This window comes from Amphritea sp. (genome assembly GCF_050300915.1).
GTDB lineage: Bacteria > Pseudomonadota > Gammaproteobacteria > Pseudomonadales > Balneatricaceae > Amphritea.
In genome coordinates this window covers 21,061-41,782 of the sequence record NZ_JBNKYN010000023.1, presented here as the reverse complement: position 1 = coordinate 41,782, position 20,722 = coordinate 21,061, and the positions used below count along the sequence as shown (strand labels likewise).

General features: G+C 52.7%; 20 protein-coding genes. 4 read left to right on the top strand and 16 right to left on the bottom strand.

Going from position 1 to position 20,722, the window contains the following annotated elements:
* Positions 1-15: 15 nt before the first annotated feature.
* The 6 genes from ACQY8X_RS08360 to ACQY8X_RS08335 form a co-directional block, all read right to left on the bottom strand.
* A complete protein-coding gene (locus ACQY8X_RS08360) occupies positions 16-516 on the bottom strand; it encodes a chemotaxis protein CheW (protein WP_428034696.1) in 501 nt (166 codons plus the stop codon).
* Positions 517-529: 13 nt separating this feature from the next.
* Complete coding sequence (locus ACQY8X_RS08355) at positions 530-892, bottom strand: response regulator (RefSeq protein WP_428034695.1); 363 nt, start codon at positions 890-892, stop codon at positions 530-532.
* A gap of 49 nt (positions 893-941) precedes the next feature.
* A complete protein-coding gene (locus ACQY8X_RS08350) occupies positions 942-1,754 on the bottom strand; it encodes a response regulator (RefSeq protein ID WP_428034694.1) in 813 nt (270 codons plus the stop codon).
* Positions 1,755-2,398: 644 nt separating this feature from the next.
* Positions 2,399-2,845 (bottom strand): hypothetical protein, encoded by a 447-nt coding sequence (locus tag ACQY8X_RS08345; protein WP_428034693.1) that lies wholly within the window; start codon positions 2,843-2,845, stop codon positions 2,399-2,401.
* A 16-nt stretch (positions 2,846-2,861) separates the two neighbouring features.
* Positions 2,862-3,122 carry a hypothetical protein gene (locus ACQY8X_RS08340; protein WP_428034692.1) on the bottom strand — a complete coding sequence of 87 codons (261 nt, stop codon included), beginning with the start codon at positions 3,120-3,122 and terminating at the stop codon, positions 2,862-2,864.
* The gene (locus ACQY8X_RS08335; RefSeq protein WP_428034691.1) at positions 3,122-3,718 is read right to left on the bottom strand and encodes a YjaG family protein; all 597 of its coding nucleotides are present in this window, start codon (positions 3,716-3,718) and stop codon (positions 3,122-3,124) included. Before ACQY8X_RS08335 ends, ACQY8X_RS08340 begins: the two co-directional genes overlap by 1 nt.
* A 190-nt stretch (positions 3,719-3,908) precedes the next feature.
* On the opposite strand from ACQY8X_RS08335, the gene ACQY8X_RS08330 reads away from it, so the two are divergent.
* Complete coding sequence (locus tag ACQY8X_RS08330) at positions 3,909-4,463, top strand: TRAP transporter small permease subunit (protein ID WP_428034690.1); 555 nt, start codon at positions 3,909-3,911, stop codon at positions 4,461-4,463.
* Complete coding sequence (locus tag ACQY8X_RS08325) at positions 4,460-5,839, top strand: TRAP transporter large permease (protein ID WP_428034689.1); 1,380 nt, start codon at positions 4,460-4,462, stop codon at positions 5,837-5,839. Before ACQY8X_RS08330 ends, ACQY8X_RS08325 begins: the two co-directional genes overlap by 4 nt.
* A gap of 83 nt (positions 5,840-5,922) precedes the next feature.
* On the opposite strand, the gene ACQY8X_RS08320 is transcribed toward ACQY8X_RS08325, so the two are convergent.
* Positions 5,923-7,059: a TRAP transporter substrate-binding protein gene (locus ACQY8X_RS08320; RefSeq protein ID WP_428034688.1), complete on the bottom strand. Its 1,137-nt coding sequence runs from the start codon at positions 7,057-7,059 to the stop codon at positions 5,923-5,925.
* Between the two features lie 241 nt (positions 7,060-7,300).
* Between ACQY8X_RS08320 and ACQY8X_RS08315 the strand changes: the two genes are divergently transcribed.
* Together ACQY8X_RS08315 and ACQY8X_RS08310 are read left to right on the top strand one after the other, a co-directional pair.
* A complete protein-coding gene (locus tag ACQY8X_RS08315) occupies positions 7,301-8,182 on the top strand; it encodes a MurR/RpiR family transcriptional regulator (RefSeq protein ID WP_428034687.1) in 882 nt (293 codons plus the stop codon).
* A 210-nt stretch (positions 8,183-8,392) separates the two neighbouring features.
* Positions 8,393-8,599: a PA3496 family putative envelope integrity protein gene (locus ACQY8X_RS08310; protein ID WP_428034686.1), complete on the top strand. Its 207-nt coding sequence runs from the start codon at positions 8,393-8,395 to the stop codon at positions 8,597-8,599.
* A 61-nt stretch (positions 8,600-8,660) separates the two neighbouring features.
* Here the strand turns inward: ACQY8X_RS08310 and ACQY8X_RS08305 are convergent, their stop codons facing one another.
* The 9 genes from ACQY8X_RS08305 to ACQY8X_RS08265 all read right to left on the bottom strand — a co-directional run bounded on the left by ACQY8X_RS08305 (position 8,661) and on the right by ACQY8X_RS08265 (position 20,391).
* On the bottom strand, positions 8,661-10,151 hold the full coding sequence (locus tag ACQY8X_RS08305) for an FMN-binding glutamate synthase family protein (protein WP_428034685.1): 1,491 nt from the start codon (positions 10,149-10,151) through the stop codon (positions 8,661-8,663).
* Between the two features lie 132 nt (positions 10,152-10,283).
* Complete coding sequence (gene codA, locus ACQY8X_RS08300) at positions 10,284-11,540, bottom strand: cytosine deaminase (RefSeq protein ID WP_428034684.1); 1,257 nt, start codon at positions 11,538-11,540, stop codon at positions 10,284-10,286.
* A 13-nt stretch (positions 11,541-11,553) separates the two neighbouring features.
* Positions 11,554-12,771, bottom strand: coding sequence for a PucR family transcriptional regulator (locus tag ACQY8X_RS08295; protein ID WP_428034683.1), 1,218 nt, complete (start codon positions 12,769-12,771; stop codon positions 11,554-11,556).
* On the bottom strand, positions 12,771-14,027 hold the full coding sequence (codB, locus tag ACQY8X_RS08290; protein WP_428034682.1) for a cytosine permease: 1,257 nt from the start codon (positions 14,025-14,027) through the stop codon (positions 12,771-12,773). Before codB ends, ACQY8X_RS08295 begins: the two co-directional genes overlap by 1 nt.
* A gap of 372 nt (positions 14,028-14,399) precedes the next feature.
* Entirely contained in the window at positions 14,400-14,588 is a 189-nt protein-coding gene (locus ACQY8X_RS08285) for a hypothetical protein (protein ID WP_428034681.1), read from the bottom strand.
* 120 nt (positions 14,589-14,708) lie between these two features.
* Entirely contained in the window at positions 14,709-15,161 is a 453-nt protein-coding gene (gene secB / locus ACQY8X_RS08280) for a protein-export chaperone SecB (protein WP_428034680.1), read from the bottom strand.
* A 114-nt stretch (positions 15,162-15,275) separates the two neighbouring features.
* Complete coding sequence (locus ACQY8X_RS08275; RefSeq protein WP_091354115.1) at positions 15,276-15,776, bottom strand: acetone carboxylase subunit gamma; 501 nt, start codon at positions 15,774-15,776, stop codon at positions 15,276-15,278.
* A 102-nt stretch (positions 15,777-15,878) separates the two neighbouring features.
* A complete protein-coding gene (locus ACQY8X_RS08270) occupies positions 15,879-18,212 on the bottom strand; it encodes a hydantoinase B/oxoprolinase family protein (protein WP_428034679.1) in 2,334 nt (777 codons plus the stop codon).
* 34 nt (positions 18,213-18,246) lie between these two features.
* Positions 18,247-20,391: a hydantoinase/oxoprolinase family protein gene (locus ACQY8X_RS08265; protein ID WP_428034678.1), complete on the bottom strand. Its 2,145-nt coding sequence runs from the start codon at positions 20,389-20,391 to the stop codon at positions 18,247-18,249.
* Positions 20,392-20,722 lie beyond the last annotated feature (331 nt).

The window sequence follows — 20,722 nt, the reverse complement described above, 5'->3', positions numbered from 1 at the left end:
GCTCAATCCTGCGTGTCAGGCAGGGATAGCGGATTTAGTCTTGATGAAGCGCTGTTTTTGTCTGGAAAAATAGGCCCGGTGATCAAACTCGAACCAGAGGGAGTTACGATAGAGATACTGGCCACTACAGATCCCCTCCAGCAGATCGGGGCGAGGCTGCACTTCAGCAGCAACACTGGGGTTGGTGATCCCCTGAGGCGTCTCCTGCAACAACACTGCTGCGGTGGCTGGCTGTGCATCCAGCAGCAATAGCCAGCCATGCTTCGGATCAGTCACCCCCAGCCCTAATGAGGCGGCCAGGTCATACACGGGCACAACATCGCCACGATGATTGATAAACCCGACAAACCAGTCCGGCGTTTCAGGAATAGCGCAAAAGTGCTCACAGCGCAGTAACTCCGAACGGGTCTGGGCGGGCAGTAGTAACTGCAAAAATCCCACCCGGAAACCATGCCGCAGGTCGTATCTTTCCGCTGATAGCTCAACGCTATCCGAACTGATTGGCGATGGCTGCATCGATCACACTACCTCAGAGAAATGCATTAACCTGATCCATCAGTTCCTGATCAGAAAAAGGCTTGGCCAACATCGCTTTGGCCCCTTGTAACTGAGCCCAGACTTTATCCGCTTCCTGGTTTTTACTGGAGACAATAACCACCGGAATTTCGCGGGTCTCTTCCCCCGTGGTAATCTGTCGACAGGCAGCGAAGCCATCCACCTCAGGCATCACCACATCCATCAGGATAAGATCCGGTTTTTCCGCCAGCGCCCGGGCGACCCCTTGCTGGCCGTTCGCGGCAAGGATTATCTCAGCATCAACCGCACTGAGAACGTTACAAATGTGTTGTTGCTGTACTGGATCATCTTCAACAACCAGAATTTTTTTACTCATGACCGTTCCATTTCCATTAAAATAATCTGATTATCAATTGCGGGGCTGCTTACGCGCAGGCCCGCTTAAACTCATTAACCCAGGCAGACACCCGGCTGATAACCTTCTGAAACTCAACCGGCTCAATCGGCTTAGTCAGATAGGTCGAACATCCCGCCATTATCCCTTTCACTTCATCAAGGGGCGAGGTCTTCGAGGTCAGCATAATTATCGGCGTTTTTTTCAGCGAGGGGATCTCCCGCATCCGGGAACAGGCTTCAAACCCATCAATGCCGGGCATCATCACATCGAGAAAGATAAAGTCGAAATGTCCCTGCACAACTTTCTCCAGCGCCTGCTCACCACTATCCGCATACGCCAGTTCAACTGCTGCCGGAAGCTTTTGTAACTCCAGCGTCAGCGCCTGTTGCATCGCGCTATTGTCATCCACCACCAATACCCGGTAGCGTTCCTCACCAGTCTGTGACGCTGCCTCAACCGTAATCGACTCATACTTACTGAAACGCTGCTCAGCTGCCGCGGCGGCCACCTGTAGCTCTTGCGCATCAGTTTCTTCGTTTTCCGAGGTCATCTCATCCAGCGTGCGGATCACCCGTGAAGACACCAGCGGATAGCGGATATGCCCCAGACCAGCGTCTGTCGGAGCGTCTTTACTCACCTGTATGATGCGTGAGCGATAACCCGCCGACAGCTGCCCGAGCAAGGGGTCTGCCAGCGTTTCAGCACCGAACAACAGCAGCAGATCCGGCGGCGTCTGAGGATCAAAAGCGACCAGTTCATAGCGTTGGTTTCTCGATAGCTCAAGTATCCGTGCCAGCTTTTGCTGCTGATCAGCGGGAAAGCCTAAGGTTCCAATATTCATGGGGTTTCCTGATAAATCACAATACCTGCTCCGCCACAACAGACAGGAAGTTATAAAAAAACAGGATCTGTTAAACAAAAGAATAAAAAACAGCAGCTTGAAGAAGGCGCTGCGGAGGATAACGCTAAAAGCATTGCAAAATCGTTAAACGAATTCAGATCAACACTATCGCGACATAGTCCGCGGCGTTTACAGCAAGCTCACTTGCGACACCCTGAACGCTCCAACATGGCTGCTTTCATTAAAAGCGCATCCTAACGAGGCTTTTAATTCAAAATCCAAGGAAAACCAGCCACCTACTTTTAGTTGTACTTATTCTTTGTAAAACAGTGTTTTTTATATTGTTCAACCGACCATAACAGGCCTGCATCAAACGGTTGTATCAAACTACGGTGAAAGCTAATTGTTGACAAGCCCCAAATCGGGCAAAGGGAATCGAGGAAGCAGATGCAAATGCAGCTAAGCAATCGCTAAGCGGGCGCCATTATCTTCATGGATCACTTAGAAATCAAGCGCTAGACGGATAACAGATAGCACCTCAAGTCAATGACCTGAGGCAAGAATTCAGGCTTTAATAAACTACCCAAATTGGGCAATTATCTGCCAAAGCTGTTGACAATGGCTCCCTGCCACCGGGAGTACGCCTAATTTGCCACTCGGGTTGCGCTACACAACTGCTGTTGCTGTCGCATAATAAAGCGGCACCCTTTAGCCAACAGACCCAGCTCTGTGCACTGCTCTTTAACCCAGGCCTTGTCCTCTTCAGTGGCGGTATCGTGATAGGGAGGAACAGCAACGCACAGGCCTTCCGAAGCCTGGCTGTTCTCCCAGCAGGCTTTGAAGAAAGTACCGCCATCGACCGTGCAGCGATACTCCGACCCTTTACAACTTTCCACCCGCTGCAAGGCCTCCGCCAGGCAGCCGCTCTGGTCCGTTTGCGCACCGGCAGCGAGTCCCGCCTGACGCTGTTGCTCCACCATTACCTGATTCTCTTCGTTCCAGTTTTCCAACCACTCAGGCGCATTCAGCCAGGTGTAGAAAACCCCCACAATAATCGCCAGCAACAGCCCCAGCCAAAAACGTCGCATCATCCTAAAATCCTTTTCTTTAACGGCCCCGGACATAAAGCCCGAAGAGGCAACAACAGAAACCAGCAGCAGAGGCCAGCATCGTTAAATTCACAAACAGAGGGTTACGCATAGCAAACGGTACAAATGGGTGAGAGGTCGTCATATCACAGACCGACTCACCATAGTTAAATGAACCACCTGCAGAGAGACATTCGTTTACCACGCTCTGCTCTGACCAGAACACCCCCATCAATACCACACCAGGCAGTATCAGCAGCAACAAACCCAGGCGTAACATTACTCTTCACTCACCCCGATATTGCTGACACCCTCATTCGCAGCCAGTCGTTTCAGTTCACTGATGAATGAGGCGCTGGCACTCTTCATCCCCGCCAGACGGTTGATCACCTCTTCCTGAAAACTCTCTTCCTGCACCATCATTTCGTGGTGGGCGATGTAATGCAGCAACTCCTCATCGGACATATCCGCATCGGCAGTGACTTCAATAAAGGTGGCAACACACTCCAGCGACAGATTACCAATATTCGCGGCCTCTGTGTGATTGGGTTCCAGCAGGCAGTTAATGGTGGAGTACAGCGCCACCATCGCATCCAGTGCCGGGGAGGCCCCATACATATCAAACGTATCGAGATCTGGCATATTCTCTTCGACATTCGCCAGCTGAACTTCGAAGTTCATCTTCGCACCGGTATTGCCGAGTTTATTCCAGACGCCATCGAGAATACTGCGCACCTGATTGCGATCACCAAACTCAAGCAGCGTTGAAAACAAAGCGAAGTTAGGAAACATCCGCTCGGTCACCGCCACTGAGAAGGCAGCCAGTTGCCAGCCGTCGAGTACTTTCAGCTCTTTTTCCAGTGACCATTGTGACATCAGATAAACTCCCAAACTGTATTTGCCCCTATTGTACAGCGCAGGAATCATTTTGCAGCAGTTATGCACGATTTGCCGGTACCGGCCCGGCGACAATTTAAACTCAGAGCCATTACATTAATCCGCTGATTCGATGTGCTTTTTTACTGTATACTCCAACTGCAAAGTAAGCTCTTATCGGAATCAAACCATGAATAACAAGAATCCTATCGCTATGGTCGTTAGGGGACTGGACGGTTTCAGCGAATGGACCGGGCGTAGTATTGCCTGGTTAACTCTGCTGATGGTGCTGGTTACCTTTGTTGTCGTTGTGATGCGTTATGTCCTCAATACCGGCAATATTCAGTTGCAGGAATCCGTCATCTACATGCACAGTTTCGTCTTTCTGCTCGGGGCGGGTTACACCCTCAAGCATGACGGTCATGTGCGTGTGGATATTTTCTACCGGCCGCTGAGTGAACGGGGCAAAGCGGTGATTAATATCATCGGCACCCTGCTTCTGCTGCTTCCCGTGTCGCTGTTTATCTTCTGGATCTCCTGGGAGTATGTGCTGTTCTCATGGCACACCATGGAGGGCTCTCAGGAAGCCGGCGGTATTGACGCACTCTATCTGCTCAAGACCTCCCTGTTGCTGATGCCGGGGCTGATGATTTTACAGGGTATTGCTGAACTGCTGCGCAATATTCTGGTTCTTACCGGACAGGAACATCTGACTGAAGCCGATATTCAGGAGCACCCGTTATGATCGAGTTTTTACCACTGCTGCTGTTTGCGGGAGCCATCTTTGTTCTGTTGTTAGGTTATTCGGTCGCCTTTTCACTGGCGGGTACCGGCCTTATTTTCGCCGCCATCGGCATAATGACGGGACACTTTGAAGCCAGTTTTCTTGAGGCGGTGCCCAACCGTCTGTTCGGCATCATGAATAACGCTGTTCTGATTGCCGTCCCCTTGTTTGTCTTTATGGGCGTGATGCTGGAAAAATCAAAAGTAGCGGAAGAGTTGCTGGACACCATGGCGGCCCTGTTTGGTCCTATCCGCGGCGGTTTAGGCATCTCGGTTACCGTTGTCGGCATGCTGCTGGCCGCCAGCACCGGTATCGTCGGCGCAACGGTGGTCACCATGGGGCTGCTATCGCTGCCCACCATGCTGCGCCGGGGTTATGACCCCAAGGTCGCCACCGGCGTCATCTGCGCCTCGGGTACGCTGGGGCAGATTATCCCCCCTTCCATTGTTCTGGTACTGCTGGGAGATGTTATCTCCTCGGCATACCAGCAGGCGCAGCTGGATCAGGGCATCTACTCGCCCAAAACAGTCACGGTAGGCGACCTGTTCCTCGGTGCCCTGTTGCCGGGCCTGCTACTGGTGGGTGCCTATATCGTCTACCTGATATTTAAAGCGATCTTCCACCCGGCCACGGTTCCGGCCATCCCCCCGGAAGAGCGGGCGGCCATGGATAACATGTTTAAGCGGGTGATCTTCGCGCTGCTGCCACCGGTATTTCTGGTGGGGCTGGTGCTCGGCTCAATTCTGGGAGGCTGGGCAACACCAACCGAAGCCGCGTCTGTCGGCGCGGTGGGTGCGATGCTGCTGGCCATGGCACGACGCTGCTTCACCCTGCCGATTCTGAAAGAGGTGATGCGCACCACCACTCAGGTCAGCTCAATGGTGTTTATCATTCTTGTCGGCGCATCAATATTTTCACTGGTTTTCCGTGGTTACGGCGGCGATGATCTGGTGCGCAACTTCCTTTCCGACCTGCCCGGTGGTGTCTTTGGTGCCGTCGCGCTGGTGATGCTGGTGATCTTTCTGCTGGGGTTCTTTCTCGACTTTATCGAGATCACCTTTGTGGTGGTGCCGATTGTTGCACCGATTCTGTTGGCGATGGGGCTTGATCCGGTCTGGCTTGGGGTGATGATCGCTCTCAACCTGCAAACGTCGTTCCTCACGCCGCCGTTTGGCTTTGCCCTGTTCTATCTGCGCGGCGTGGCACCGGAAAGCATCTCGACCATGCAGATCTATCGGGGTGTCATACCGTTTATTATGATTCAGCTGGTGGCACTGATCGCATTGGCGCAATGGCCTGCACTGGCGACCTGGCTGCCTAATCTGGTTTATGGTTAAGCGACAACAGAGCAACACAAAAAAACCCGCAAGCGCGGGTTTTTTTTATAATCTGAACTCAGTCTCTAGCGTTGCATTAACGCTTACAGCGTCCGGGCGTTCAGATACGCCTGCTCAGAAACCGCATGCCACTTGATCGCCTGCTCGCGGAACTTAACAAACGACTCAAACACTTTCTGTGACATCGGGTCTTGCGACGCTTCTTCAGAAACCACCTCATCAGACAGCGTTTTAATCTGCTTCAGCACATCGTCAGGGAATGGTCGCAGCTCAACACCATATTCATTCACCAGCTGTTCCAGCGCGCGGTTATTCTTCGCCGTGAAGTCAGCCAGCATATCCTGATTCGCTACCCGCAAGGCATTACGCACAATAACCTGCAGATCTTCCGGTAGTTTCTCAAAGGCTTCCTTATTCATGAAGCACTCCAGCGTGGTACCCGGCTCATGCCAGCCAGGATAGTAGTAGTACTTAGCCGCTTTGTGCAGACCGAACGCCAGGTCGTTATATGGGCCTACCCACTCAGTCGCGTCGATGGCACCAGACTGCAACGATGGGAAGATCTCACCGCCTGGCAGCAACACCGGCGTACCACCGGCACGCTTCAATACCTCACCGCCCAGACCAGGAATCCGCATTTTCAGACCTTTCAGATCTTCAACAGAGTTAATCTCACGGTTGAACCAGCCCCCCATCTGCACACCGGTATTACCGGCAGCACCAGGGATCAGACCAAACTCAGCATAGACCTCTTCCCAGAGTTCCATACCGCCGCCATGATACAGCCAGGAGTTCATCTCCTGTGCGGTCAGACCAAAAGGTACGGCGGCAAAAAACTGCGCGGCGCGGGATTTACCTTTCCAGTAGTAGGAAGCGCCATGACCCATTTCCGCCGTACCTCGGGAAACGGCGTCAAATATTTCCAAAGCGCCAACCAACTCTTTGGCACCATACACTTTTACATGAATCCGGCCGCCGGACATCTGGCCGATCAGGTCAGCCAGGTAGTTAGCACCGGTTCCCAGACCGGGGAAGTTTTTTGGCCAGGTGGTGACCATTTTCCATTCAATCACTTCCGGCTTTTCCGCCACAGCGGGCGCTGCTGGCTGAGGCGCCGCAGGCTTACAATCGGCTACCTCTTTCTTCTCTTCTGTACAGGCTGCAAGGCCCGCAGCGGCAACTCCCAGACCGAGAACTTTGACAATATCACGACGTTTCACAAGGCTTCTCCCTAATCGTCATTTTTAGTTATATAACTGTCTATCTTTGTTGTTTTGTCATTTATAACCCACTGAACATAGCACCAAGTCATAATTGCTGCAATTTCAAATAGTAAGCGCAGACTCTTTGATTGATCCGCAAAACTAAATTGCCCCCGGAATGGGAGACGCATTTATTCTATTGATCAGAATTACTGATATACTCTGTTCCGTTATGCCTAACCTGAAAACGGAAACCAGCTTGCAGCCGCTTAATCTTCTTAAATCGATCGCTGACGCAAAGGCCAGTCTGCGCAAATCAGAGCAAAAAGTTGCCGATTACGTATTGGACAACCCATCCGATGTCATCCATATGCGGATTGTTGATCTGGCGTCTGAAGCGAATGTGAGCGAGCCCACTGTGGTACGTTTCTGTCGTGCGCTGCACTATGACGGGTTTCAGGACTTTAAACTGACTCTGGCTCAGGGGCTGGCGAGCAACGCCAACTTCGAACAGTTCTCCCTGAACAGCAAAGATACAGTCAGCGAGTTCAAGCAGAAAATCTTCGACTCTACGGTCGGTAATATGATGCGGGTTCGGGAAGAGCTGGATGCGAATACGCTGGAAGAAGCGATCAATGCGATAGCCAGTACCAACCGTCTTGAGCTTTATGGTTTTGGCGCATCCGCACCGGTATGTAATGACGCACAACATAAGTTTCACCGTCTGAAAATTGCCGCCTCGGCCTATTCAGACCCGCACATGCAGATGATCTCTGCCACCACGCTGACGGAACAGGATGTCGTCATCGCCATCTCTCAGACCGGGCGTACTAAAGACCTGCTGCATGCGGTCAAGCTGGTCAAGGATGCCGGTGTCACCGTAATATCCCTTTGCCCCAGCAATACACCGCTGTCTGATCTCGCCAGTATCGCCATCCATATCGATCTGGAAGAGGATAAAGACCTCAGCACGCTGATGTCTTCCCGGGTGGTTCACCTGGTGGTTATTGATGTGCTGGCCGTCGGTGTGGCGATGAAGCTGGGGCCGGGACTGCTGGACCATCTGAAGACGATTAAACGCAGCCTGAAAAGCCTGCGCCAGAATGATAAACGCCTGCCACTGCGAAAACCTGACGAATAAAAATCTGCGTAGTTTCCTCTTTCTGTAACATTTTTACGCCACTATCTGCCCCGTTAGCGCCTTTTATAAGGCATTTGACGCATTGAAATTCTCTTTTTTCTGGTATAAAAAAGAGATTCCCTGTTAATCAGAAATGCGAAACGGTCTGTTAGCCTGTCCTGCGTGAAGGCTTTCAGGTGGACTTTTACAGAGGGTATAGGAGTACTTGCTATGCTTATACGGAAAGATCAGGATCTGAACGAACTCCAGACAACGGTCTTCGATATCATCGTCGGTATTGAGGAGCATGAGAAGCAGGCTAAGCAGAAAATAGCCAGCCAGAAAAGCCTGGCGGTCAGACGCGCCATCGAAGAGCGCCGACAGCGCAAAGAGCTCGAATATCAGATTAATGATGAACTCTGGTTTAAAGATATCTGAACCTGAATCATAAAAAAGCCTGCATCCAGATTGCAGGCTCTTTTACTGTCCTTCTACTTTATTACAGCTCTGGATAGAGAATATCCAGGGGTACTGAGCGGCCACTGTCGATCACTATCGCGGCATGTTTACGCTTCAGTTTTCGCGGCTCCGGCACGCCACAGGAGTGCGCAATCATCTCCACCTCATGTACCAGATTATCATGGTAATGAGTGACTCTGACCGCTTTATCTTCTGGTACCAGCCCCCGCTGCAGATCCTTATCGTGGGTGGTAATGCCGGTCGGGCATGTGTTCTTGTTGCATTTCAGCGCCTGAATGCAGCCAAGGCTGAACATGAAACCGCGCGCCGAGGTGATGAAATCAGCGCCCAGACAAAGCGCCGCAGCGACATCAGTAGGGTTGATACACTTACCCGAAGCGATCACCCGGATGCGCTCTTTGAGGCCGTGCATAATCAATTTGTTAACCAGGATTGGCAGGCTCTCCCGTAATGGCAAACCGACACTATCCATCAATGGCATCGGCGCAGCACCGGTACCACCATCACTACTATCCAGGGTGATAAAGTCCGGCGCCTGTTCCAGCCCCCGGGCGATGACCCGTTCACAGAACTCATCCAGCCAGTCTGTGGAACCCAGCACCAGTTTGAATCCAACCGGTTTGCCGGTGACCTCACGAATATGACACACCATGTCCAGCAGATCATCAGCCGAATTAACCTCCGGATGCCGGTTCGGGCTGATCGAGGCAACCCCTTCAGGAATACCACGAATAGCCGCGATCTCAGGCGTCACCTTCTCTCCGGGCAACATACCACCTTTACCCGGTTTGGCCCCCTGACTCAGCTTGATCTCAAACATCCGCACCTGATTATAGGCCGCTTTCTCTCTCAGCTTATCGTCGCTGAGTAACCCCTGATCATCACGCATACCATATTTAGCGGTACCAATCTGGCAGACGATATCGCAGCCCCCTTCCAGGTGAAACGGGGATAAGCCCCCCTCTCCGGTATTCATCCAGCAACCGGCTTCCCGGGCGCCATTCGACAACGACAGGATGGCAGGTTTAGAGATCGCTCCATAACTCATACCCGAGATATTGAAAAAGGATTTTGCATCATAGGGCTCACGGCAAAATGGTCCGATCCGCAAGGGCTGATTTTTCACCGCATGCTCTTCCAGGGTGGGAAAGGGGCAGTTCAGAAAATAGTAGGTGCCCGGCACCCGCAGATCGCGGGATGAACCAAAAGCGATAGTGTTATCAATATTCTTTGCCGCCCGGTAACACCAGCTGCGCTGCGCCCGGTTAAACGGCATCTCTTCACGATCCATCGCAAAGAAGTACTGGCGGAAAAACTCCCCCAGATGCTCAAACATATAACGGAAACGGCCAAACAGCGGATAGTTACGCCGAATGGTCTGTTTGGTCTGATGCTTATCGATCTGATAAATAATCAGTGCGGCAATCAGCCCACCGACGAAGATCAACAGCAGGATGCCGCCCAGGATTGCTACGAATTCAATCGCAAAGCTACTGACGGGATCGATCATCTTCCGAACTCCTTGAGTGTGTTTAACCGCGCATCACAAAAATGCCAATGCCAATCCTATCCTGTTATACCGGCATTGCCTACGGTAACAATAATCAAATTGGAGGCTAAATTCAGATAATCTCAATCAGGGTCAGTCAACATCGGTAATCCACTCAGGCGTGACCACACGGGCAGGCTCGCGCTGCATAATCAGATCACCATTGCGTACCGATAACAGCACCTCACCCTGACGTCGAATCACCGAATAGTCATCTTCACCATCGAGCAGAATAAAGCTGCCGGGCTTACCGACGGCGATACCATAGCGATGATCAACATTGAGTGTTCGGGCGCTGTTAACAGTGATCAGATCCAGTGCTTGACTGAAGTCGGCATAGCCCATCATCTGACAGATATGCAAACCAAAATCGAGGGTACGCAGCAACTTACCATTTCCCAGTGAGTACCAGGGGTCAAATATGGAGTCCTCGCCAAAACAGACATTGATACCGGCAGCATTGAGCTCTTTCACCCGGGTCAGGCCACGACGTTTGGGATAGCTGTCAAAACGGCCCTGCAGGTGGATACTCTCAGTGGGGCAGGAGACAAAATTAATGCCTGATTTTTTCAGCAGGCGGAACAGTTTTGAACAGTAGGCGTTATCGTAAGAGCCCATTGCGGTGGTGTGGCTGGCGGTAACTTTCGCCCCCATATTGTTGAACAGAGTTTCGGCCGCCAATACTTCGAGAAAGCGTGAGTTCGGGTCATCGGTTTCATCACAGTGGACATCCACCAGCCGGTCATATTGCTGCGCCAGTCCGATCACCTTCTTCATCGACGCTTCACCCAGCTCACGGGTATATTCGAAGTGGGGAATCCCCCCCACCACATCGGCACCGATCTGCAACGCCTCCTCCATCAACCCGAGCCCGCCCGGAAAAGAGAGCAAGCCTTCCTGGGGAAATGCCACCACCTGAATCTCTATCTTACCGGCCAGCTCATCGCGCAAAGCACACAGAGTACGCAGCCCCACCAGACTGGGATCGCTGACATCGGCATGGGTGCGGATGTACTGCACGCCGTTCTGCACCAGCAGCTCAATGGTTTGCAAAGCCCGGCGGCGGATGTCCGTTTCATCAAGCAGGGGTTTGCGCTCGCCCCAGCGTTCGATCCCCTCAAACAGGGTGCCACTCTGGTTCCAGTTGGGTTCACCCGCCGTCAGCGCTGCATCCAGATGGATATGAGGCTCGACAAACGGCGCACAGGCCAGCTTGCCATCGGCATCAATCTGACCGGCTGTCGCGCTTACCCGGGCGCTTTGCTGGCTGATCGCTGAGAAATAGCCATTATCGATCTCCAGGGTATACAGCGCCGTACTCTGTCGCAGGCGAGCGTTGACAATCTCCATAGGTATTCTCGCGTTAACTCTCTATATTATGATGTTGAAACAGAATCTGCTCGATCAATAATGCGCTTTGCAGATTCAGCCGGGCAAAGGGGTCATTCAGCGGGCAATCGATCAGTTGCTCAATCCGTTTTAACCGGTGACTGAGGGTATTCCGGTGAATTCCCAACGACTCAGCCGCCTGCTGCTGGTTGCCAAAATAGTTCATAAATTGAGTCAGGGTCTCCTTGAGCATAGTCGAGCGAGGATCACGGGCAAAGCACAACGACCCCAGTTGCTGCTGACAAAACTGTGCCAACACGCTACGTTGTGGTATGGCATCAAACAACCGGGCAATCCCCAGCTGGTCATAAAAAAACAGCGCCTGATCCTGCTGCACCGCAAACTGCACCGCATGCCGGGCCTGTTCGGCAGCTTTCGCAATGGTGCTCAGCCCCGGTTGCAGATCACTGACACCGGCAAACACCTCAAGATCGGGCCTTAACCGTTCAAGGGCCTGGGTCAACTCCTCAGAGAGTGCCGGAGAGTGCGCCGCGGTGGTTGGCCAAATAGCTAACAGATCCTGTTCATACTCAAGCACCGGCCAGTCAATCCCCCTGCGCATCAGCAACTCTGTCAGCTGCTCCCCAAGCAGCGCTCGCTCATGGATAAACTTCCACTGATCCGCCGGATCATCACGACTCAGACGCTGGCTAAAACCTTTCAGCCGCAACGCCAGCACCGCATAGGGCCGGGTATCACTCAACCCCAGATCAGCCGCACGCAGATGGATCAGCTCCGGCGTATCCGCATAGCCATTGATCAGACGGGTGAGGAACAGGCGGGTCGACTGGCCAATCAGATTATCCTGCACGATGGCATTACTGATCACCTCAGTCACCTGCACCATCGGCAGTGAATAGGGTTGCTCAAACAGCGCAAACCCCAGTTCATTTGCCAGTGCTTTCACGCTCGTCGGAATCGAGCGAATGAACTCTGATCCTGTCAGGACCACAATGCCGGCGGCCTTGTGTTCAACCGCCTCACGCATCAGCTGTTGCAGATTTTGCTCGCTACGCCGCTGATTAATGCCGGTAACAAAGATCAGCTCTCCACCCCGCAACCACGGCCCCAGGGTCTCATCTTCCGCGACATAGGGCCAACGAACAGAGATTTGGCTGCCACGTAACCCTGCCACCAGACAGATACTTTCAAGGCCAGGCAAACGGGGAATATCCGCACAGAGTATTGGCATCAGTTTTTCACAATATCAGGGGACGAATTGGCAAACGGCAGCCGTAGTAAAACGATATAGCTGACCGCCGCCACCACGACCCCAACCACCGGCGGCAACATCGACGAGCTATAGGCAGCGAGAGAACCGATGCCATAGGCCGCCAGCCCCAACCAGTTGAACGCAGGCAGATTCTGCGTTGCCAGCGTGGGGTAGTCACCTTTATGGTTGAACCAGAAGTCAGCCATAATCACACCGCCAATTGGCGGAATAAAGGTACCCAGCAGAATCAGGAACGGGATCAGCAGGTTATACATCCCTCCCACCGCCAGCACCGTACCGATGGCAGCGCCAACAACGGTGACCAGACGGCGTTTATCCGTACGCAGCAAATTACAGCCCGCCACGGCGAAGTTGTAGATGGTATTATCCTGAGTCGTCCAGATATTCATCAGTAGCATCAGCACCGCCAATACCACAAATCCCTGGGCAATCATCACATCGACAATATCCGCCTGCTGGTAAATCATGGTCCCCAGCGCACCGGTCAGCACCATCAGACCATTACCAAAAAAGAATGCAACCAGTGTCGCGATCACGGCAATCCTGGGCGTTTTGGCAAACCGGCTCCAGTTAGTTGCCTGCGTGCCACCACTGACGAAGGTTCCAATAATCATGGTGACCGCCGCAGCCCAGCTGAGGCTCTCCGTTGGCGACTGCAACATCAAGCCACCGAAACCGCCGATATCGATCATTCCGGTATACAGGCTGATGAGAATAAACAGCATCATTGAAGGCACCGCAAACCGGGATAACCAGTCAAGACCACGGTAACCAATCATAGCGGTGATACAAAAGGCCATACCGAAGGCGATCATCAGGGGAGTTTCAAAGCTGGCAGGCAGTCCGGTGGTTTTCACCAGTACGGTAGACACCGTCGCAGTCCCCCAGGCGTACCAGCCGATCTGGGTAAAACCCAGAATAAAATCTGACAATTTACTGCCGAGCTCACCAAAGCAGAAACGCCCCATCAACACCGAGTTAAGGCCACTTTTACAGGCAATATAAGCAAGCATAGCGGCGTAGATGCCGAGCAACAGGTTGCCCAGCATAATCACCAGCATCAGTTCGCCGAAAGAGAATGCCTTACCCAGGGTTCCACCGGCCCACATGGTGGCGGTGAAAAAGGTAAAACCGAGCAATAGCACAGATGTAGAGAGCAGGCCCTTACGATCAGTTTCAGGCACTTCACTCAGTGGATAATCCGATGGTTCCATATCAGGCTCCGCTAAATTTTTCAGGTTGATTGAGTTTTTTATACAACCTGCTAGCAGCAAAGCTTATACCACTCCAAAGCGAAATGGGTAACCTATCCTGCCGCTGTTCCTGCTGAACTTTACGATTAAAGTATAACAGTGCAACATGCACAAACAGATAGATTTGATGATGATCGATGATTTTAATAATGCATTATTTTGGCGCATTTATATTATATTCGCCCTATTTAATCCCAATATTCAGGGAGTTTATGCAACAACATGGAAACCCGGATAACAGATCTGCACAAAGAACCTGCTTAGTAATTCCTTATTACGGAACGTCCTGATCTCCTCAGCCACGGCATTTTATTGCGGTCAGAACGGTCTGGGTTAATGCTGGGCAGAGTCTGCTTTTTCACTGTTACTGATCTGCTCGGCAAGCTTCTGATCAAAGCGGTTTGCTGCCCGTTGCAACAGACAAACGCCGGATCGCAATACTCTGCAAACGGTGTTCTGCCACAGCGATAGTTGGCGGCAGGAGTGAAGCTTCAGCAATAAAAGACGTCGACTTTCTGACATTGTTAGCCTCCATCTGCCTGATCGACAGAGATGAAAGGGGTACCATCCTTGGCTGCTTCTGTGGAACTATTTCCCCAGGGCCCCCCGATAAGCGAAAGCCCTCAGATAACCCGGTGACGGTTATGCCGATTTGCGATTCTGTTCGGCGTACAGCGCATCGAAGTTAACCGGCGCCATCATCAGTGGCGGGAAACCACCCTTAACCATCAACTGGTCGATGGTTTCACGAATATAAGGGAACATCACTGCGGGGCAGGCCGAACCCAGCGCCTCCGCCTGCTGTTGTGCGGGAAAACCGGAAATCATAAACATCGCGGCCTGATCAACCTCTGCCACAAACGCCAGCTGATCCTGGTTTTTCGCCGTGACCGAAACTGACAGCAGCACCTCATAAAGGCCTTCTTCAATCTGTTCAAAGGCGGTGTTGAGATCCATCGTTACCGTGGGCTGCCACTCTGAGCGGAACACCCTGGCTGAGTTGGGTGATTCAAACGATGAGTTTTTGACATAGATCTTCTGCAGGGCAAAGAAGGGTGAGTCTGCGCCCTGATGCTGTTGATGGTTATCTGACATAGGAAACTCCATTGAGAGTAAAGAGGGGTAGCAAAAGGTTGAGTAACGAATGCGCGGTGAGGAAAACTTCCGGCCAACGGCGACCGGAAGTGTGTCCTATTCAAGCCGCTTCAATTACGCGTTAACCGGGGCAGGCAGATCCAGCCAGTCAAACAGCGCCGGAATATCGGGCTGGAAGTCATGAATCACCGGATACCAGGGGGTTGGCGCTTCGATATCATGCATCACACCACAGGTCGGGCAGTAGTATTCACGGTAGACCTGCCAGTTGGTGTCAGGCGCCATCAGCTTGGGATAAACCTCCTGCATCTTCTCCTCATCATCGCGCACATACACCAACGCATTGAGTTTCCAGTTAGTGCGGTAGTCACCAAAGTCATGGCCACAGGAACACTTGGTCACCAGGGTTTTATCGGCGGTGGTTTCGGCCAGATAGAGGTGCGGGCCAAACGCCATGATGATCTTATCGTCCCAGGACACCTGGTCCTGCAGTACCGACATATAGTTGGCATAACGCTCTTTGTCCTTAGGCATGGACAGCATCATGTGCAGGGTATCCCAGTCGAGGCTGCCTTTAACCAGATCGGACACCTGTTTTTTTGTGAAATTTGACATAATCGGTCTCTCTTTATTGTTTTTAGATTCGAGTTTTTAGCGTTGAGTTAATAGCTATATAAGGTGATCAGGAGAGGTGCCGGGCACCCCTCCGTCAGCCTTTTACTGCTCAGTCATGATTACCGGATGCACATCAGGCAGTTCGCTCAGGTCCATGTGGTGCTTGGCACCAAACATTGGAATACCCAGCTCCTCCTCTTTCAGCTCCCAGCTGGCCGGCAGATCCCAGAATGTTTTGAACTCATTGAGGAACCGCTCTGACAGGTAGAAGCTGGAGGCGAACATCTGCTGCACCTGTACCGAAGCGTCCTTATCGATAATCCGCTGACGCTCAGATTCCATCCACTGACGGGTAGGTTTACCCCGGGCGATCCGGGCTTGACGAATCGCGCCACGCTGGGCAACTGTTTTTTGCCCATCAACACTCCAGGTGCCATCTTTATCCTGCGAAATCACCACGCCGTAGACCTTTTCGGCAAACTCCGGCAAGACGAAGTTCTGATTCAGATCGTTTTCAACATCGGCAATAGCACGGTCCAATGGATCACCAAATCCCGGGCCGCCGCGCAGATAGTTCAGGTAGAGATCGCCATTTTCAAAGATCGCTTCGGTGGTAATACACTGCTTATCCCGCTTCACCAGCGCATCAGGCCCCAGGTGCTTCTCAAGCTCGCACTGGCCCGGATCACGGTCTTTACCCAGCGGCAGAGATTTACCCTCTTTGATCCGCTCCAGCAGGCCGGTATTGTGAGCTTCGAAACGGTAACCGGTTGCCGCCGGGTAGCCCCCCATCAGCCCCCAGTCGCTGTTCATATAGCCGTTGCCCATGAAGAACATGGTCCAGTCGGCAGACCCCCAGACCATCCGCAGGGTTTCAAAGCCCAGACCACCGCGATACTTACCGTAACCACCGGTATTGGTCTTGATGGTGCGGCCCATATAGAGCAGCGGCTCGGCCAGCTCCCAGATCTCGATATCACCCATATCGCCCTCAGGGTTCCAGATAGCGGCGGCATGGTTAAGACCATCTTTGACCGCACAGGCACCGGTACCACAGGCAGCCGTTTCGAAGCTGTTAACCGCATGGATCTCGCCCTCCTGGTTGATACCGCCACCCTGTAACCAGTTACAGGGGTTTGAGTTACCGGCATTCACCTCTTCCAGATAGCCACGGCCAAAGTAGGTGCGGCTGATACCTCTCCAGAGGGAACTCCATGAGGACACCAGAAAGTGCCAGGCATCCGCATGGGCGGTACGCCGGTCATCCGGGTTGGTCCAGGTGCCTTTTGGCAGACGGAACTCGGTGGCATAACGGGCACCATCGTTGATCCGCTCGGTAGGTACCAGTGACTGGGTCATCATCACCCAGATACCACTGGTAAAGGCGACCGGGTTGGCGTTGTAGGTGTGCCAGCCCCAACGACTGCAACCTTCAAAGTCGAGTCGCCAGGTGGCGTCCGGTTTGACGGTAATCTCACAGGGGGCGTGCATAATGGTGTCAATTTTGGCAAACGGTGATGGCACCGCCACATCTTCATGGGCATAAGGCACATCGACGAACGCCACGGTTTTGATCTTACCGGGAATGGTCATCGCTTTGATCCGGCTCACCAGACCCCGGCGACCATCCTCAATCACCTCGGTGGCGAACTTCTCATAGGCTTCCATCCCCTCTTCGCGCACCGTCTCTTCCACCAGGTCACGAATCATGTGACAACCGGCAATCCGGGTTTTCTCATCCAGAATCCAGTATTTCGGCGTGCGTACGTTGCGCTGGCTCTCATGCAGCCAGTCGCGCAGCGGCGTATCATTAACACCTGTTTTGCGGCAGGTGATCTGCACCCCATCACCGAAACGCTGAATCTGGCCATTGGACATGGAACCCGGACCCACCGCACCCACATCGATCACGTGAGTGACACCACCAACCCAGCCGATCAGATGACCTTCGTGGAAGATCGGTACAATCGTGGCGATATCACAGGGGTGGACGTTACCGATCTGACAGTCGTTATTGGTGAACATATCGCCGGGGTTAATCCCGGGGTTAGATTCCCAGTTGTTCTGAATCATATATTTAATGGCCGCCCCCATGGTGCCCACATGAATAATGATCCCGGTTGAAGTGGCAATACAGTCACCGGCGACGTTATAGAGGGTGAAACACAACTCGCCCTCCTGCTCCACAATCGGTGAGGCGGCAATTTTCTTGGCGACCTCGCGGGAGTTAACCAGACCGGCACGCAGCTTGGAGAAGATCCGCTCATAACCAATCGGATCAGACTCTTTAAACTCCAGCTTTTCCAGCCCGTTGTAATGGCCGGTCTCTTCCGTTCTTTGCAAAATCAGATTGCGGTGGTCATTCAGTGTCAGTCCGCTGGGTAACAAACTGGCTGCTCGGCTACCTGCCCCATTTATTTTTTCTTGAATAGTCATCTGTTTTCCTCAATTTCTTGTATTTATTATCGGATTACTTGGATTCAATCAGGTGGAATAGACGGTTCACATCCAGAAAGGTCTCGAAGCCGGGTGGCACCACATAGGTAGTGGCATCAGACTCAATCACCGCAGGTCCCTTGACCTGATTACCCGGCTGTAGCAGCTCCATTTTGAAAATGTCGGCATCAACCCACTGCTTCTCGTAATAGAACGGACGGGTGCCCTGACGGGACTCAGCGGATGGGGTTGGGCCGGCATCCGGCTCGACCGGAATGTTCGGTTTCTTGGTGACCACCGAACCCCGCATAATCGCACCGGTAATGCCATATCCCAGCTCAGGAGAGCGGGCCGCATCGGCATAAACACGGGCATAGGTATCGTTGAACGACTGCACCAGAGCATCCCAGTCATCCGCACCGGACAGGGCTGTCAGCGGCGAGTCGATCTCCAGATCGTTCAGCTGACCGAGATACTGCATGGAGTATCCGGGTGTCAGCGTCACCTCCTCATCCTTGAAACCATTAATGCGGAACTCTTCCAACACCTTGTTGCGCAGCTCATCCCAGGCCGCCTGCAAAGTAGTGGTGGCCGCAGCGATGTCGTCCTGGCTGGACTCTTCGGTGATACCGATATCAACACTCTTGTCATAGCGGTATTCGAAGTCAGCCGTGGCACAACCAAAAGCGGAAAAGCCCGCAGCCCATGCCGGTACGATAGTTTCCTTAAAGCCCAACCCTTTGGTGTAACCGTAAGCATGCACCGGGCCGCCGCCACCGTAGGAGAAACAGACAAAGTCGGTCGGGCTGTAACCCTTACCGGTAATCATCGCCCGCAGATGCTGCCGCAGTGACAGATCCAGCAGCTCGATAACACCCGCGGCCGCATCCTCAACGGACAGTCCCAGCGGATCAGCGATCTGACGTTTAATTTCACGCTGGGCACGCTCAACATCCAGTTCCAGAATCCCGCCGAGGAAATTTTCCGGGTTAAGATAACCGAGAATAATATGGCAGTCGGTGACGGACACCGTATCCACGCCGCCTTCTGGCCAGCAGGTGCCAACGCGATAACCGGCGCTGTCAGGTCCCAGCTTGATCGCGTTCGCATGGGGATCGATGCGCACGAAACTACCGGCGCCCGCACCGATGGTATCCATCGCCACCAGCGGCAAAGACAGCACCAGGCGCGCCATATCGCCATCTTTATGGATGGCAAAGTTGTTTTTGGTGATCAGCGCCATATCGAAACTGGTGCCGCCAATATCGGAACAGGCGATGTTTTCATAACCCAGCTTTTCGCCCAGGTATTTAGCCCCGATAACGCCACCGATAGGACCGGACACCAGCGAGCGGGCCAGCTCTTTCGCTTTCCAGCTGATGGTGCCGCCATGGCTGGCCATCACCCGCAGGTCAAACTGACCGCCCACCGCTTTCATGCTGTCACTGATCGTGCCCAGCGTTGCCCGTGATGGCTCCGCCGCATAGGCTTCCAGAATGGTGGTGTTGGTGCGATGGCTCTCTTTACGTACCGGGTAATAATCCACTGATGCGAATACCGGTATATCCACCCCCATTTCCCGGGCGACCTCTTTACAGGCATCGCGCACCGCTTTTTCATGGTCTTCGTAGAGATAGGAGCTCAGCAGACTGATAACAATTGCCTTGCAACCCTGTTCAATCAGCTCCCGGGCCGCTTCACGGGCTTCATGCAGACGCACTGCGATCACCACATTGCCTTTGGAATCGACCCGCTCGGTCACCCCGCGGGTATCTTTGATATCCACCAGCGGCTCATCATAACGGTGAGTATTCAGGTGGATCCGGTCTTCAAAGGCATAACCCAGATAACTCTGGATCGCCCGTCCCATGCGATGAAAATCTTCAAACCCTTTACTGACGATCAGACCGGTGCGCAGTCCTTTACGGCCCACCACCCGGTTAAGCATAGCGGTACCGGAAAAGACACAGGTGACCATCTCCGGAAACACGTCCTCAACCTTACGGTCCCAGTGCGCCAGCGCATCGGTGCTGGATTCGAGAACGGCCTGTGATTCATTGATATTACTTTGCGCTTTGCCGACGACAAACTCCCCGTCGGCCCGTACAAAAAATGTATCGGTCATAGTGCCGCCGGCATCTATCCCAAGAACTTCGACTGGATTAGTTAGTTGATTCAAGATCTTGTCCTCATTTTATTTTTATTGTTGCCTCTTACCCGGTGAGATTCGCCGCGGTAAGGATCTGCAATCAGCTCAACCACCGGCCAAACTGATCTGAATGAACAATTGCACCGGCTGTGCCAATAGATTGTTTTTCAGTGAAAACAATTAGTTAAAATAAAAAAGAGGAAAAGATAGCGAGGTCGCAGAAGAGAATGGTTCGATAATCGGACGGTCATCGACCGTTATTCAAACGCTTTCTGCAAGCGGTGGAATAAAACCTGTTTCGGCATACGCCTGGCGCATCAACAAACCAATACCCGCACAAAAAATAGACAATTGAAAAACG